Raw genomic sequence first — 14,338 nt, forward strand, 5'->3', positions numbered from 1 at the left:
CCCATGGGGAGCCCTGTTCGTTGGTGGGTCTGCGTTGCTACTCCTGGGCTGGCGCTTCCTTGCCGGCCAGCTGGCTCAGCCAGGCGAAGCGGCGGTTGGCGTCCAGCTCTGCTTCCCGATAGAGCTGGCTGGCGATTTCCGGCAACTGGCGCTCGAGGCGCTTGAAGCGGGGCTCCTGCTGCAGGGTCTCGGCCAGCGATGCGCTGGGGGCCCGGGAGTCCAGTGCCAGTGGCGCCTTGCCCTCCTCGCTGCTGCGCGGGTCGTAGCGGTAGAGCGGCCAGAAGCCGGTGGCGGTCAGCTGCTTCATCTGCTCGTGGCTCTGGGCCAGATCGTAGCCGTGCTCCTCGCAGGGGCTGTAGGCGATGATGAGCGACGGGCCCGGATAGGCTTCAGCCTCCTGAATGGCCTTCACCGTCTGGTTCATCTGGGCGCCGAGGGAGATTTGCGCCACGTAGACGTGACCGTACATCATCACGTTGGCGCCAAGATCCTTGCGCCCCTTGCGCTTGCCCTGCTCGCCAAACTTGGTGATGGCGCCGAGCGGGGTAGCTTTGGACTGCTGGCCGCCGGTGTTGGAGTAGCACTGGGTGTCGAGCACCAGCACGTTGATGTTCTCCCCCAGGCTCAGCACGTGATCCAGCCCGCCGTAGCCGATGTCGTAGGCCCAGCCGTCGCCGCCGATGAGCCAGACCGATTTCTCCACCAGGTAGTCCGCATCACGGGCCAGCTCCTGGGCCGCGGCGTCGGTGCGCCCCTGCAGCAGTGCGCGCAGCTGCTCGATATGGGCGCGCTGCTCGGAGACCGGCAGGCTGGCGTCTTGCAGCCCCTGTTGCAGCCCGGCCGGGACGGCGTCCCCCAGGCTCGCCAGCAGGCGGCGTACCCGCTCGCGATGCTGATCCACGGTGAGCCGGAAGCCCAAGCCAAATTCGGCGTTGTCCTCGAACAAGGAGTTGGCCCAGGCCGGCCCGCGCCCGTCGGCGTTGGTGGTGTAGGGGGTGCTGGGCAGGTTGCCGCCATAAATCGACGAACAGCCGGTGGCGTTGGCGATGAGTAGTCTGTCCCCGTAGAGCTGGGTCAGCAGCTTGATGTAGGGGGTCTCGCCGCAGCCGGAGCAGGCACCCGAGTATTCAAACAGCGGCGAGATGAGCTGGGAGGTGCGGATGTCGATGCGCTCCAGCTGCTCGGCGCTGCGCTCGGGCAAGTCCAGGAAGAAGTCGTAGTTGGCCTTCTGGGCTTCGAGGTGATCCAGCCTGGACTCCATGTTGATCGCCTTGCGGCTCGGCTCGGTGCGATCCTTGGCCGGGCACACCTCGACGCAGAGGTTGCAGCCGGTGCAATCCTCAGGCGCCACCTGCAGCACGTATTGCTGGCCGCGCATGTCGCGGGCCTTCACATCGAGGGCGTCCAGGGTGGTGGGGGCACCTTCCAGCGACGCTTTGTCCACCACCTTGGCGCGGATGGCGGAGTGGGGGCAGGCCGCCACGCAGTAGTTGCACTGGGTGCAGAGGTCTGCCTGCCAGATGGGCACCTCCTTGGCGATGTTGCGCTTCTCCCAGCGGGTGGTGCCCACCGGCCAGGTGCCGTCCGGCGGGAAGGCGGAGACCGGCAGGCTGTCACCCAGCCCTGCCAGCATGGCGGCGGTGACGGTTTGCACGAAGTCGGGGGCCTTGGCCGATACCACGGGTGGGCGCTGGTGGCTGGCGGGGTCAAGTGCTTGCAGCGGCACCTGAGTCATCGCCTCGCAGGTAGCGGCCAGGGCCTGCCAGTTGCGCTCCACCAGTGTCTGCCCCTTGCTGCCATAGCTCGATGCGATGGTTTGGCGCAGCAGCTCGGTGGCCTCTGCCGGCGGTATGATGGCGGTGAGCTGGAAGAAGGCCATCTGCATCACGGTATTGATGCGGTTGCCGAGCTGGCACTCGCGGGCAATCTTGGCGGCATTGATGGTGTAGAGGCGCGCACGCTTCTGGAGCAGGGCCTGTTGCACCTCCTGGGGCAGCCGCTGCCAGACCTGATCGGCGTCGTAGGGGGTGTTCAGCAGGAAGATGCCGTCGGGCCTCAGCCGCTCCGCCATCTGGTACATGTCGATGAACTGCCACTGGTGGCAGCCGATGAAGTCGGCCTCGTCCACCAGGTAGGCCGACTGCAGCGGCCGCTCGCCGACCCGCAGGTGGGAGACGGTGAGCCCACCCGCCTTCTTGGAGTCGTAGACGAAGTAGCCCTGGGGGTAGAGGTCGGTGTGGTTGCCGAGGATCTTGATGCTGTTCTTGGCCGCCGACACGGTGCCGTCGCTGCCAAGGCCGTAGAACAGTGCCTCCAGCTTGTGCTGGTTGCCAATGCCGGGATCCAACGTCGGCAGCGGCAGGGAGAGGCCGGTGACGTCGTCGAAGATGCCGACGGTGAAGCGCGGCCGTGGGTTATCCAGCGCCAGCTCGTCGAAGATGGCCTGCACGCAGGCCGGGTTGAACTCCTTGGAGGAGAGGCCGTAGCGCCCGCCGATGACCCGTGGCAGGCTGGCACGATCCCCTTGGCTGACCGCCTCAGCCAGCGCGCTCATCACATCCAGATAGAGGGGCTCGGCCAGGGCGCCCGGCTCCTTGGTGCGATCCAGCACCGCAATCTTGCGGGCGCTCTCTGGAATGACCGCCAGCAGGTGCGCGGCCGAGAAGGGGCGATAGAGCCGTACCTTCACCAGCCCCACCTTCTCGCCCTGTTCAATCAGCCGCGTGATCACCTCCTCGCAGGTGCCGATGGCGGAACCCATCAGCACCAGCACCCGCTCGGCCTCTGGGTGACCCACGTATTCGAATGGTCGGTAGTGGCGGCCAGTACGTTCACCAAAGGCGTCCATCGCCTCGCTCACATGGCGATACGCATCGTCATACCAGGGGTTGGTGGCCTCCCGGCACTGGAAATAGGTGTCCGGGTTGGCGGTGGTGCCGCGAATGACCGGTTTGTCGGGGGTCAGCGCCCGCTCCCGATGGGCACGGATCGCCTCGGCCGGCAGCAGGGCGCGCAGGGTGTCGTCATCGAGCGGCACTATCTTGGTGATCTCGTGGGAGGTGCGAAAGCCGTCGAAGAAGTGGATGAAGGGCAGCCGGCTGTTGAGGCTGGCCACCTGGGCGATCAGGGCAAAGTCCTGGGCTTCTTGCACATTGCTGGCGCAGAGCAGGGCGCAGCCGGTCTGGCGCACCGCCATCACGTCCGAGTGATCGCCGAAAATCGACAGGGCATGGGTCGCCACCGTGCGCGCCGCCACATGGAGTACGAAGGGAATGAGCTGACCCGCCAACTTGTAGAGGTTGGGGATCATCAGCAGCAGGCCCTGGGACGAGGTAAACGAAGTCGCCAGTGCGCCGGTCTGCAGGGCGCCGTGGACGGCGGCGATGGCGCCCCCTTCCGACTGCATCTCGACCACGCGTGGGACGTCGCCCCACAGGTTCAGGCCCCGCTCGCTCGACCAGGCCGACGCCTGTTCCGCCATGCTGGAGCTGGGGGTGATGGGGTAGATGGCGATGACTTCGCTGGTGCGGTAGGCCACCGAGGCGACCGCGTTGTTTCCGTCTGTGGTGATCATGAATTGCCCACTTGCTATGCCAGTTTGAATGACGGCTGCGATCAGCCGGCCATGGATAGGTCGTCGTCATAGTAAGAGTGGAAATTAACGCGGAACAAACGGGATAAATAATCAGGCCGAAGGCAGCGGCGGCGCGGGATGGCGGCTCACGGCCGATGACGAGGGCAAGCCGAAAGAGGGTCGGGCGGGATGGTTGTTGAGGGTAATTCGATTAACTGAATCGGCCGTAAAACGGGTCGATCCGGACCCGTCAATAAATAATCAAGCAGCAAATAAATTTGCGCCGTCGGGCGATGCGAGAGTGCTTCATGGCCGGGATGACAGGGTCATGGTGCGGGAGGGCCTTTCACATTAGTCATAGAAAGGGCTCCTGAAGGAGCCCTTTTGGGTCATGTTGACGGTCCTCTGTCCTAGCTACTCATTCTTGAGCCCGATGTGGACGCAAGGCGAGAATGGCCCCTCCAAACAGCAGCAGGGCCAGCAGGGCCATAGCCATGGGGCCGGCGCTGTAGGCAAAGCCGGCGACGGCGGACCAGAGCGCCACCCCGAGGTGCATCAGGGTCATGGCCAGCGACATCAGCATGCCGCGCTGGGCTGGGGCAAGCTGGGCGATGTAACCCTGCAGCGCCGGCGAGCCGATGCCGCCGGCCAGCGCCCACAGGCCCAGCGGCAGGGCGAGGCTGGCCAGGCTGCCGGCCGGATAGAGGTAGAAGAAGGCGCTGACCATGGCGCACACCACCAGGGCGCCGCGCATCAGGGGGCGGCCGCTCTCCACATACCTGGCCAGGCGCGGCATCAGCACGTTGCCGACCACGCTGATCACGCCAAGGGCGCCGTAGAGCAGCCCCACCGACCAGACGGGCAGCCCCTGGCTGTCGTGCAGGTGCTGACCGACCAGGTTGAACAGGCCGATGCCGCCCCCCAGTCCCAACCCCATGGCGAGCAGGGCACCGAGTGCCCCCGGAATGGCCAGCACCGAGCCCTGCGACGCGGGGTGCGTGCCGCTGGCATGCACTTGCTGTGTGCGCACCGTGAGCCAGGCCAAGGCCCCTGCCACGGCCCAGGCGCAGAGACCGAGCACGATGAAGGGGGGGCGCCAGCTACTGAGCTGGGCCAGCAGGGCGCCCACTGCCGGGCTCGAGATCATGCCGAGGGTGAGCCCCGACTGTACCCAGGCGATGCGCTTCATGGCATCGGCTGGTGCCCCGTCCGCCGCCATGGCGAAGGCGATGGGGAGCATGCCGGCGCTGGCCAGCCCGGTGATCACACGGGTCGCCAGCCCAACCTCGAAGCTCGCCACCAGACCGGTGGCCACCGAGGCGGCGCCAAACAGCAGGGAGGCAGGCAGCATCACCCTCAGCCGGCCGTGGCGATCCGACAGGCCGCCGAGCAGGGGGGCGATGAGGGCCAGCGCCACGCTGTAGGCGGTGATGAACAGGGTCACCCGCTCCGGAGCGACCCCCAGCTCGGTGCTGATGGGGGCGAGCAGGGGGCCGAGCATCAGTTCGTCGGCTCCGACCAGAAACGCAATCAAAAACAGCAGTACTTTCAGCAACATGATTTTTATTCCTCAGACTTGGGTCGGCGTGGCGGCGAACTGCTGGATGTCTACCACCCGATCCGGCCAGTCGGCCACAAAGGCCGGCTCGTGGCAGACGGCGAGCACGCTACCCGGGTAGTCGCACAGGGCCTGGCGCAGGGCGGCCTTGGTGCCGGCATCCAGGTGGGTGGTCGGTTCATCCAATATCAGCAGATGAGTGGGCTGCAGCGCCAGTCGGCACAGCTTGACCCGGGTCTGCTCACCACCGCTCAGGGCACTGATGGGCTGGATGGCCAGCTTGCCGCCGATGCCAAGGCACGCCAGCTGCTGGTGGGCACTCTTGTCATCCAGCCCGGGGGCGGCCGCCTTGACCAAAGCCAGCGGGGTGGCCGCAGGATCGGGCCAGTGCAGCGCCTGCTCGAAGTAACCCGATTTGAGGCCGGGGGCCAGGGCCAGTTCACCGGCGAGCGGTGCGAGGCGGCCGGTCAGGGTGTTGAGCAGGGTCGACTTGCCGATGCCGTTGAAGCCGGCGATCACCACCTTCTCGCCGCGGCGCAGCTGCAGGCTGAGCGGCGCCAGCAGGGGCTGGTGGTAGCCGATCTCCAGCTCGCTCGCGGCCAGCAACTGCGGGTGGCCCCTCTGGGCAGCGCGAAAGCGGAGGGTGACCGGTTTGGCCTGCTCGGGGGCGGCCAGTCGCTCGATGCGCGCCAGCTGCTTCTTGCGGCCGTTGGCGATGCTGGCGTTGACCCCGGCCCCGTTCTTGGCGATGAACTGCTCGAGCCTGTCGATCTGCCGCTGCTGGGCCTGGTATTGACGGGCGTGCAGCGCCTCGGCGGCGCCCTTCTGGGCCAGCGCCTGGTCGAGATCGCCGCGATAGGTGTGGATCTGCTGGCGGTCGATGTCGGCGATGGCGGTGGCGATGCGATTGACGAAGGCACGGTCGTGGGAGACCACTAGGAAGGCGCCGGGGAAGCGCTCCAGGTAGCCTGCCAGCCAGTCGACGTGGGCTGTGTCCAGATAGTTGGTAGGTTCGTCGAGCAGCAGCACCTCCGGCGTGCGCAGCAGCAGGCCGGCCAGCATCACCTTGTGGCGCTGGCCGCCGCTTAAACTGGCGAGCAGGGTCTGCATGCCGAGCTGGGTCAGGCCGAGGCCGGCTGCCACCTCGTCGATGCGCGGATCCAGCCGGTAAAAGCCCTGGCTCTCCAGGCGTGCCTGCAGGTCGGCCGCCCGGGCCAGCTGCCGCGGCCCCAGTTCGGGGTCGGCGTAGAGGGCCAGCATCTCAGCTTCCGCCTCATAGAGATCGGCAAACACCGACTGCAGGTAGCCCCGCAGGGTGAGGTGGCCATCCCGCGCGGCGTGTTGGTCGAGATAGCCCGCCTTGATGCCGGGCTGCCAGAGAATGTCGCCGCCGTCTGGCAGGCGCTCCCCCTGGATCAGCTGGAGCAGGGTGCTCTTGCCGGCGCCGTTGTGGCCGGTGAGGCAGACATGCTCGCCGGCGTTGAGACGAAAGCTCGCCTGCTGGTACAGGGTCTTGTCACCGATGTGATAGGTCAGGTTGTGGATAGTGAGCGCACTCATGGTTGTAACATCCATAAAAAAACGGGGGGCAGGTACGTGACGTACCGGCCCCCCGTCTCAGCAAGGTGAAACGCTGCCAAATGGCAGAGACAAAAAGGCCGGCGATGAAGCATCTCGCCGGCCTGTGTCTCCTGTTTTCATCAGATACGGGGCAGCCTCCCAAAGCGAGGGCATTCGCGCAGCTGATGAAGATTCAGTCGATGGGCTCCGGGCAACACTTCATCGTGTTAGTGCACGGAGCACAGCCTCCTGACCGAGCATTTGAACAGGATGTACAACATTGAAAAGCGGTCCAACAAAAATTCTGGTCGCAAAATACCCAGATTTTACCGGTGAGTCAAATCACCGACCCCGGTGCTACTCGTGGTGCTGGGTGATGCAATCCAGCCCGCCGCTGCCGCGCAGCAGGGCTTCCGCCTGGTTCAAGTCGTCCCGTCGGTTGCTGGCAGCCTGACCCACGAAATAGGGGGTGAGCCCGGCTACCTCGTGTTGCAGCCAGGCGGCGAAGGCCTGATTGAGGGGGGCGATGCTGGCAGCATTGGTGATGTAGAAGGGCTGCTGGCGGGTGCCCATGATGCCGTTCATCCAGTTCACCGGCCGCTTGCCCACGCTGAACACGCCGGGGGTGGCGATGGGGGTCAGGCCGGCATCGCTCAACTGCTGGCGGATGAGGGCGTGGATCTTGTGCCAGCGCTCGCTCTGCTGGTGCAGATCGGTCACGCTCTGGCGAAGTGCCTGCCGCTCGCTCTCGCTCAGGCTGCCGGCCTCGGCCAGCACCTGCTCGATCAGCGCTGCACTGGCCCCGTGATCGTTGAGCAGGATGCGACCGTCGGCCAGCGGGCGCATGGCCATGTCGAGGTGAAAACCGGGCTGGGCCAGGATCACCAGATCCCGCTTGGCTACCTTGAGCTCCTGCGCCATCAGGCGCTGGCTGATGGCCATCATGGCGAGGAAGCGGCGGGTCTGATGATCTTGCTCGGCGCCAGTCAGCCCTGTTCGCTGGTAGCCACCGGCCTGCAACATGCGGCCCAGCCGGGCCAGAGTGGCGGCATCGGCCGCCAGCGTCGGCAGTGCCTGGGCTATCTGCTCATCATTGAACTCGGAGTGAAGCTCGGCGGTTACCACCAGGCTGGCGTACTCCTGCTTGAGGCGGGTCAGCAGATCGAAGGAGGCCGGCAGCGGTTGGCCATGGATGGCGCGATAGCGCTCGGCAATCCGCTCCCCTTGCTGCGGGCTCAGAAACATCCGCTGCTCCGCGGCTTCCCGGGTTGACCCATCCATTTCGTACTTGGCGAGCTCTGCCTTGGCACGCGCGGTTCTGGCAAAGGCGTGGCGCTGCGGCTCATCCAGCCCCTGCGGCAGCAGGTTGGCCGCCTCCAGCAGGATGAGGTCCACCTCGGTGTCATGGCCCTTCTGGAAGGTATAGGGGCTGCCCAGCCACTCCTCTTCGTTCAGGTGCAGCCGAAACTCGCCGTCGCGCTCCATCTTCTCCTGCAAGGCGGCGATGCGCTCACTATCCAGCCGGCTGTGGTGCAGGGTGGTCTGCAGCAGGGCGTCGCGGCCGATCAGGGCATAGGGCGTACCGTCGGCCCGCTGGCCGGTCAGCATGTTGCCGCCATCGATGATGGAGAAGGTGGGGATGAGCTCGTGCCCCTGTGCCTCGGCGAAGGTGTTGGCCTGGGAGAGCATGCTCTCGTTGAGCCCCTGGGAGGCTTGGCTGCCGAGGCTGTGGTGCCCCTCCTGCTCGGCCTCCGGGTTCTGCTCGGTCAGGGCGGTGACGAAGGCGTGGTAGCTATCCTTGTCGGCCAGCGGCGCCCGGGGGCGGAAGATGAGGGCGCCATCGCGCGACAGCCACATGTTGTCCTCGGTCCAGGTGTACATGTCAGCGTGGGTGCTGACCGAGAACCCCTGTTCCCTGCCGATCTGCTCCAGCTCCGCCACCAGTTCCGGTTCGGTCTGGAGGGGCAGGTGGAGCTGGTGGATCCGGTTGCCCAGATCGTCCTGGGCCAGCTGGAAACTGCGAGAGAGGGCGGGGGAGTGCAGGCCGTCGGTGAGGGTAGGATCGTCCGGGAAGATCAGAGGGGCCGCCATGGCCGAGTGGAACCAGAAGAGGGTGGAGATGGCGAGTGCCACGCCGGTTTTGCGCATGATGATTTCCTGTTGTTATGGCGGGAGAGTACCCGCGAGCCTGAACGTCTGCGTGCGGCGCCGTGCCGCACGCTTCGGATGGAAACCATAAGGAGCCGGCGAAGAACCACAAGGGCGCAAATCTGAATTGACTTTTAACCCTGACTAAACAGCGTTTAATATCGCCAGTTGATGATGAAAAAGTTGTTTTTGATGGCAGTTATTGCCAATAAAAACAGGGTGTTGAGCTATTTCAATTGTTGATAGCAAGCCGTGGTTGGATATTGCCCGGCAAGGCGGTACAGGCGTGAAAACGTGAAGTTTTTAAGTGGGTAAATCGCCGGGGCGTATCGACCGCCGAGGGAAGGGAGAGCATCAGGGGGCAGGGGCCCCCCGTGGCGGAGGATGGCGCCTCCCGTTACTCCCGTGCTGGCAGCAGCCAGGCGGCCGCCTGATAGGGGGCAAAGGTGGCGGTGGGCTGCCCCGGGTAGTTGCTCATCAGCAGGGTGGCACCGGCCTCCACCTGGTCAAAGTGCGGCATGACCAAGGGGCGCGCTGTGAGGTTGGCGAGCAGCAGCAGGGTATGCCGCTCCGCGCTTGCCGGATCCTGCCAGCAGCGGCGATAGCCGATGCGATCCGGGTCGTCCCCATCCAGCAGCTCGAAGTTGCCGTGGCGAACGACAGGGTGAGCCTTGCGCAGGGCGATGAGCTGGCGATAGCAGTGAAACGGCGAGTCGGGGCGGGCCAGCTGCTCGGCGGCATTTATCTCGACGTGATTGGCATTGAGGGCAATCCAGGGGGTGGCCGTGCTGAATCCGGCGTGGGGGCCGGCGTCCCACTGCATCGGGGTGCGGGCGTTGTCGCGGCCGATGGCATCGAGCCGCCGACTCAGCTCGACAGGCGCCAGCTCCGCCTGGCTGGCGCAGTAGTTGATGGCCTCCACGTCGCGCAGCTCGTCCGGCTGCCAGTGGCGGTTGGTCATGGCCAACTCCTCCCCCTGATAGATGAAGGGAGTGCCCTGCATCAGCTGCAGCACCATGGCCCACAGCTTGGCGCTGGTTTCACGCCACTTGGGGCTGTCATCACCAAAGCGGGAGACGGCGCGCGGCAGGTCGTGGTTGCCGAGAAACAGGCTGTTCCAGCCTCGCCCGTGCAGCCCCTGCTGGTGACGGGCCATGGTCCGTTTGAAGGCGAGGGGATCGAAGCGGGAGGTCCACTTGTCACTGCCGAGCCCCAGATGTTCGAAGTTGAACACCATGCTGAACTCGCTGCCATCGGGGTTCGAATAGTTCTGCATATGGGCAAGATCCGCTGCCCAGGTCTCCCCCACCGTGATGATCCCCTGGCCGCCGAAGCTCTCGGCATTGAGCTCGCGAATATAGTCGTGCAGGCGGGGACCGTTGCTCATGGCAAGTTGGTCCCACTCCTTGCTCACCATGTCTATCACGTCGAAGCGAAATCCCTTGATCCCCTTGCCCAGCCAGAAGTTGATCACCTGTGCCATTTCGGCGCGCACCGCCGGGTTGTCCCAGTCCAGATCGGCCTGACTCGCATCGAAGTTGTGCAGGTAGTAGCGATCAAGCGCCGGCACGTACTGCCAGCCACTGCCGCCAAAGATGGAGGTGACCGGGTGGGCATCGACGAAGGCTTGATCCCGGAATACGTAATAGCCCTGATAGCGGGGATCGCCGGCCAGCGCCTGCACAAACCACTCGTGCTCGGTGGAGGTGTGGTTGGCGACGATATCCATCATGATGCCGATGCCGTGAGCCGCCGCCTCGGCTATCAGCTGCTCCATCTCGGCCAGGGTGCCGAAGGCGGGGTCGATGGCGCGGTAGTCCGCCACGTCATAACCGTTGTCCCGCTTGGGGGAGCGATAGAGAGGGGTGAGCCACAGCATATCGACCCCCAGGGTGGCCAGATAACCGAGGCGTTGACGAATGCCGTTGATGTCGCCCATGCCGTCGCCATCGCTGTCCTGAAAGCTCATGGGATAGATCTGGTAGGTGACGCACTGGTCGAGGTGGAGCGGGTCTCTGTTCATCAACTGGGCCGGTTGGGGGAAGCGATGGTTTATCTTACGCAGATGCGCGGGCCCTCGACAGAGCGGGGGAAGGTTTGAAAAGGGTTCCATAGTTGGCTGATTGCCAAAAGTGAGGGGAGGGTCACAACTGGGCCATCCCGAGCCATGGTTGTGGTCGGGATGGCTGGTACTTATTGCTGATGCAGTGCAAGGAAACGGGCTACTGGGCCGCCTTGGCCTGCTTGCTGCGCTGCTCCTGCAGGCGCTCTGCCTTGTCTTGCTGGCGTTCCGCTTGGGCTTCCAGCTCCTTGCCGAGGAAGTAGTTCAGGAAGGTGCGGATCACCGCGATGATGGCGAGGCGGATCAGCTCCTCCTTGCTCGGTGCCACCGTGGTGGCCAGGATGTCGGCGGCGAGCTGGAACTCCAGCGCCAGAATGAGCCAGCTGCCGAAACAGAGCCGGATATGGGGAAAGCCGGGCTCGTGATCCCGCACCCGTGCCGCCAGCCAGAGGGTCTTGCCCAGCCCAATCACCACGCAGGCGATGGAGATGATCTCCAGCAGCAGCTGGAACAGCTCGACCCCGTGCATCATGCCCTCTCGCAGGCTCGCTATCTCAAACACTCGGGTCACCTCCCTGATTCAAAAGAGGACACTATTAACACATCGCTCGGCAAAGACCAAATCCGGCTCAATCAAGCAGTTTGAATTCAATGACATAGAGCGGTGGCAGGGCGGGGTAGATGTCGCGGATGACCTGTTTGAGCTCGGGGAGAGTCATGTTCTCCTGGCGGGCGTGTTCGTCATTGAGCTCATCGAAGGCGACCGCCTTGACCGAGAGCACCTCTATGGTGCCAAAGGGCTGATGCTCCGGGTTGGTGAACAGGGCCAGCCGCTGGCCGGGTTGCCAGTTGGCCTCGCTCTCGTCGCGGATGGTGATGGTCTTGCGGCCGGCCTGGATGTCGGCGACGAAGCGGCTGAAGAAGGTGAACTCGGGATGGGTAGGCATGGCACTCTCCTGACAGGGTGAATCGAAATGGGGTGAATGGAAATCAAAGGTCAAGGTAGGCGCGCAGCCTGGCCAGATCGGCGATGACTGGGCCGTCGCTGCCGTCGGCAACTATGCCCTGTTCGATCAGCTCCTTGAGGGCGCGCCGATAGACCCGCTCGGTGGTACCGAAGCGCGCCGCCTCGTGGGCCCGCTTGCGCGAGCCGAGCATGGGGGTGCGCTGGCGCTCGCGCCACAGCTCGAAGGCGATGTTGTAGGCGATGGGGTGCAGCAGCCGGCTGGTGGTGATGTCCAGGGTATCCAGATAATCGCTGGCAAGCGCCGCGGCGAAGAAGAGGGTCAGCTCGGGCTCGGCCAGCAGCCGTTTGGCCAGCTTGTCGGCGCAGATGACGGCGGCGTCCAGCTCGGTCTCGGCCACCACGCTCCACTGCACCGGGGTGGCGCTGAAGAACTCCATCTCGCCGAAGATCTGCTGATGGCACTCGATTTCGCCGAGCTGAAACAACCGCCCTGAGTGCACCGCGCTATTGAGGGAAATCCTGCCCTGGGCCACCAGATAGAGCTGCTCGCACAACTCCCCTTGGCGCATGATGGGTTCACCGGGCAGATAGCGGCGCGAAAACAGGGTGCAGTCTGCCAGCGCCGCGGCAAAGCGCGGTTCGAGTGCGGCAAGCTCGGCGTGAAAGCGACCGAGCGGATAGGGTTGTTGCTGCATGGTGAAGGCCCGGCTTGACGAGGGCCATGAGGCTAGCAAGAGCGCAGGCGGGATGCCAGCTTTGGCGCCTCTGAATGTGCCGGGCTTAACGTTTTGCCGGGGCCGTTGCTGCCCCGGCAGACCCGGTCTATTGCGTCAGGGCGTGGAGAGCGGCGGCGATGGCCAGCCGCTCGCCGGTCATCATGGCGGCTTCGCTGGCTGCGTAGTCGCTCACCCCCGCTTGCACGTCCTGCTCGAAGGCCACCACGTTGCAGAGCACGGCGGCCACCCGCACCTTGCGCAGGCGCCCCACGGCGAGCAGGGGGGCGCTCTCCATGTCCGCCCCGAGCACGCCGCGCTGGTGCCAGTAGCGACAGACGTCCTGCTCGTCATCCCGGTAGAAGCTGTCGTGGGAGCGCACCAACCCGTGCCAGTGAGGCTGGCCGCTGGCGCCGAGATGGGCGAGCAGGGCGGCCTGCAGGCGGATGTCGGCGCAGGCGGGGTACTCGGGGGGCAGGTAGGCCAGCGAGGCGCCTTCGCTGCGCACCGCTCCCTCCACCACGATGAGATCCCCCAGCGCGATCTCATGCTGCAGGGCGCCGGCGGAGCCGACCCGGATGAGCGAGCGGGCACCCGCCTGCACCAGCTCCTCCAGCGCGATGACGGCGGAGGCGCCGCCGATGCCGGTGCTGCACACCGTGACGGGCAGCCCCCGGTAGCGGCCGTTGATCAGGCGAAACTCCCGGTGCTGGCCCAGCACGTCACACCCGTCGAGCTGACCGGCGATGCGGTCGACCCGGGCCGGGTCGCCGCACAGCACCACCCGTTCGGCGATCTGGTCCGGGCGGCATTGCAGATGGGGCAGCAGGCTCATGCGATCGCTTCCTGTTGCGGACGCTTGGCGCTGACCATCCACAGGCGCGTGCCGTTGGCGGCGATAAACAGCAGGATCAGGTACTCAAGGGACATGGCATAGACCCCCTGAGCGGCATAGACGCCGATGCTGATGATGTTGATGACCACCCAGAGGATCCAGTTCTCCACGTACTTGCGGGTCATCAGGATCTGGGCCACCACGGAGAGCACCGTCATGCTGGCATCCCAGAAGGGGAAGGCATCGGGGGAGGGCTCAGGAGTGGCGAGATTGGCGCCAAACAGGTTGAGCAGGGCGACCGAGGTGCGGGCCAGGGCGGCGAATACCGAGTCGATGTAGAGGGTCAGCAGGGCGATGGCCAGCACGCTCACGGCGGCGGTGGCGATGAGTTTGGACTTGCTGAGCCAGCGGATCTGCAGGGTATCCCCCTGGGCGTTGGCTGGCCGGGTCCAGGCGTACCATCCATAGAGGTTGGCGCAGAAGAAGAACAGCTGCAGCAGCAACAGGCCGTAGAGCTGGATCTGGAAGAAGATGATGGCGAACAGGCTGACGTTGATGAGCCCGAACAGGTAGTTGATGGTCTTCTCCTGGCTGGCGCACCAGATGCAGGCCAGCCCGAACAGGGTGCCGACGGCTTCAATCCACGACATGGCGTAACCACCGCCCAGCGGTATGGTCACCAGGGTGTGATTGATGCTGAACCACTCGAATATGCTCATTTTCGTTTCCTTTGAAAATTGGGGGCGTTAACCGGGCCTATTCTAGGGGCGATGGGGGGAGGCTGGCAGGACTTTTGTCCGACCCGGGCCGAGCCACCTCAAAGAATGGGCAAACAGCAGGGGCAACTTTAGGCCCCCGATGGCGCCCTGATATGCGATGATGCCCTGCCCCTTTATTGATATGTAACAAATCGGGGAGAAA

General features: G+C 65.0%; 10 protein-coding genes. All 10 read right to left on the bottom strand.

Annotated elements, in window-relative coordinates:
* Nucleotides 1–37 precede the first annotated feature (37 nt).
* A complete protein-coding gene (gene nifJ / locus OKC29_RS16360; protein ID WP_073351242.1) occupies nt 38–3,574 on the bottom strand; it encodes a pyruvate:ferredoxin (flavodoxin) oxidoreductase in 3,537 nt (1,178 codons plus the stop codon).
* A 418-nt stretch (nt 3,575–3,992) separates the two neighbouring features.
* Nucleotides 3,993–5,132 (bottom strand): MFS transporter, encoded by a 1,140-nt coding sequence (locus OKC29_RS16365; RefSeq protein WP_073351240.1) that lies wholly within the window; start codon nt 5,130–5,132, stop codon nt 3,993–3,995.
* Nucleotides 5,133–5,144: 12 nt separating this feature from the next.
* The gene (locus OKC29_RS16370; protein WP_073351238.1) at nt 5,145–6,692 is read right to left on the bottom strand and encodes an ABC-F family ATP-binding cassette domain-containing protein; all 1,548 of its coding nucleotides are present in this window, start codon (nt 6,690–6,692) and stop codon (nt 5,145–5,147) included.
* A gap of 357 nt (nt 6,693–7,049) precedes the next feature.
* Entirely contained in the window at nt 7,050–8,840 is a 1,791-nt protein-coding gene (locus OKC29_RS16375; protein ID WP_073351233.1) for a hypothetical protein, read from the bottom strand.
* Nucleotides 8,841–9,237: 397 nt separating this feature from the next.
* Nucleotides 9,238–10,863, bottom strand: coding sequence for an alpha-glucosidase (locus OKC29_RS16380; RefSeq protein WP_270669410.1), 1,626 nt, complete (start codon nt 10,861–10,863; stop codon nt 9,238–9,240).
* Nucleotides 10,864–11,062: 199 nt separating this feature from the next.
* Nucleotides 11,063–11,464: a DUF1622 domain-containing protein gene (locus OKC29_RS16385; protein WP_162275754.1), complete on the bottom strand. Its 402-nt coding sequence runs from the start codon at nt 11,462–11,464 to the stop codon at nt 11,063–11,065.
* Nucleotides 11,465–11,531: 67 nt separating this feature from the next.
* Complete coding sequence (gene yqfB / locus OKC29_RS16390; RefSeq protein WP_073351230.1) at nt 11,532–11,849, bottom strand: N(4)-acetylcytidine aminohydrolase; 318 nt, start codon at nt 11,847–11,849, stop codon at nt 11,532–11,534.
* Between the two features lie 43 nt (nt 11,850–11,892).
* On the bottom strand, nt 11,893–12,564 hold the full coding sequence (locus tag OKC29_RS16395; RefSeq protein WP_029304194.1) for a Crp/Fnr family transcriptional regulator: 672 nt from the start codon (nt 12,562–12,564) through the stop codon (nt 11,893–11,895).
* Nucleotides 12,565–12,691: 127 nt separating this feature from the next.
* Entirely contained in the window at nt 12,692–13,417 is a 726-nt protein-coding gene (locus tag OKC29_RS16400) for a nucleoside phosphorylase (RefSeq protein ID WP_073351227.1), read from the bottom strand.
* On the bottom strand, nt 13,414–14,136 hold the full coding sequence (pnuC, locus tag OKC29_RS16405) for a nicotinamide riboside transporter PnuC (protein WP_073351225.1): 723 nt from the start codon (nt 14,134–14,136) through the stop codon (nt 13,414–13,416). The genes OKC29_RS16400 and pnuC overlap by 4 nt, the downstream gene beginning before the upstream one ends.
* Nucleotides 14,137–14,338: the final 202 nt, after the last annotated feature.

It is taken from the genome of Aeromonas sp. QDB34 (genome assembly GCF_027705405.1).
Classification (GTDB): Bacteria; Pseudomonadota; Gammaproteobacteria; order Enterobacterales; family Aeromonadaceae; genus Aeromonas; species Aeromonas hydrophila.

Bases quoted from the DNA above. Each gene is read 5' to 3' on its own strand.
- nifJ (WP_073351242.1), bottom strand. From the start codon at position 3,574: ATGATCACCACAGACGGAAACAACGCGGTCGCCTCGGTGGCCTACCGC.
- OKC29_RS16365 (WP_073351240.1), bottom strand. From the start codon at position 5,132: ATGTTGCTGAAAGTACTGCTGTTTTTGATTGCGTTTCTGGTCGGAGCC.
- OKC29_RS16370 (WP_073351238.1), bottom strand. From the start codon at position 6,692: ATGAGTGCGCTCACTATCCACAACCTGACCTATCACATCGGTGACAAG.
- OKC29_RS16375 (WP_073351233.1), bottom strand. From the start codon at position 8,840: ATGCGCAAAACCGGCGTGGCACTCGCCATCTCCACCCTCTTCTGGTTC.
- OKC29_RS16380 (WP_270669410.1), bottom strand. From the start codon at position 10,863: ATGAACAGAGACCCGCTCCACCTCGACCAGTGCGTCACCTACCAGATC.
- yqfB (WP_073351230.1), bottom strand. From the start codon at position 11,849: ATGCCTACCCATCCCGAGTTCACCTTCTTCAGCCGCTTCGTCGCCGAC.
- OKC29_RS16395 (WP_029304194.1), bottom strand. From the start codon at position 12,564: ATGCAGCAACAACCCTATCCGCTCGGTCGCTTTCACGCCGAGCTTGCC.
- OKC29_RS16400 (WP_073351227.1), bottom strand. From the start codon at position 13,417: ATGAGCCTGCTGCCCCATCTGCAATGCCGCCCGGACCAGATCGCCGAA.
- pnuC (WP_073351225.1), bottom strand. From the start codon at position 14,136: ATGAGCATATTCGAGTGGTTCAGCATCAATCACACCCTGGTGACCATA.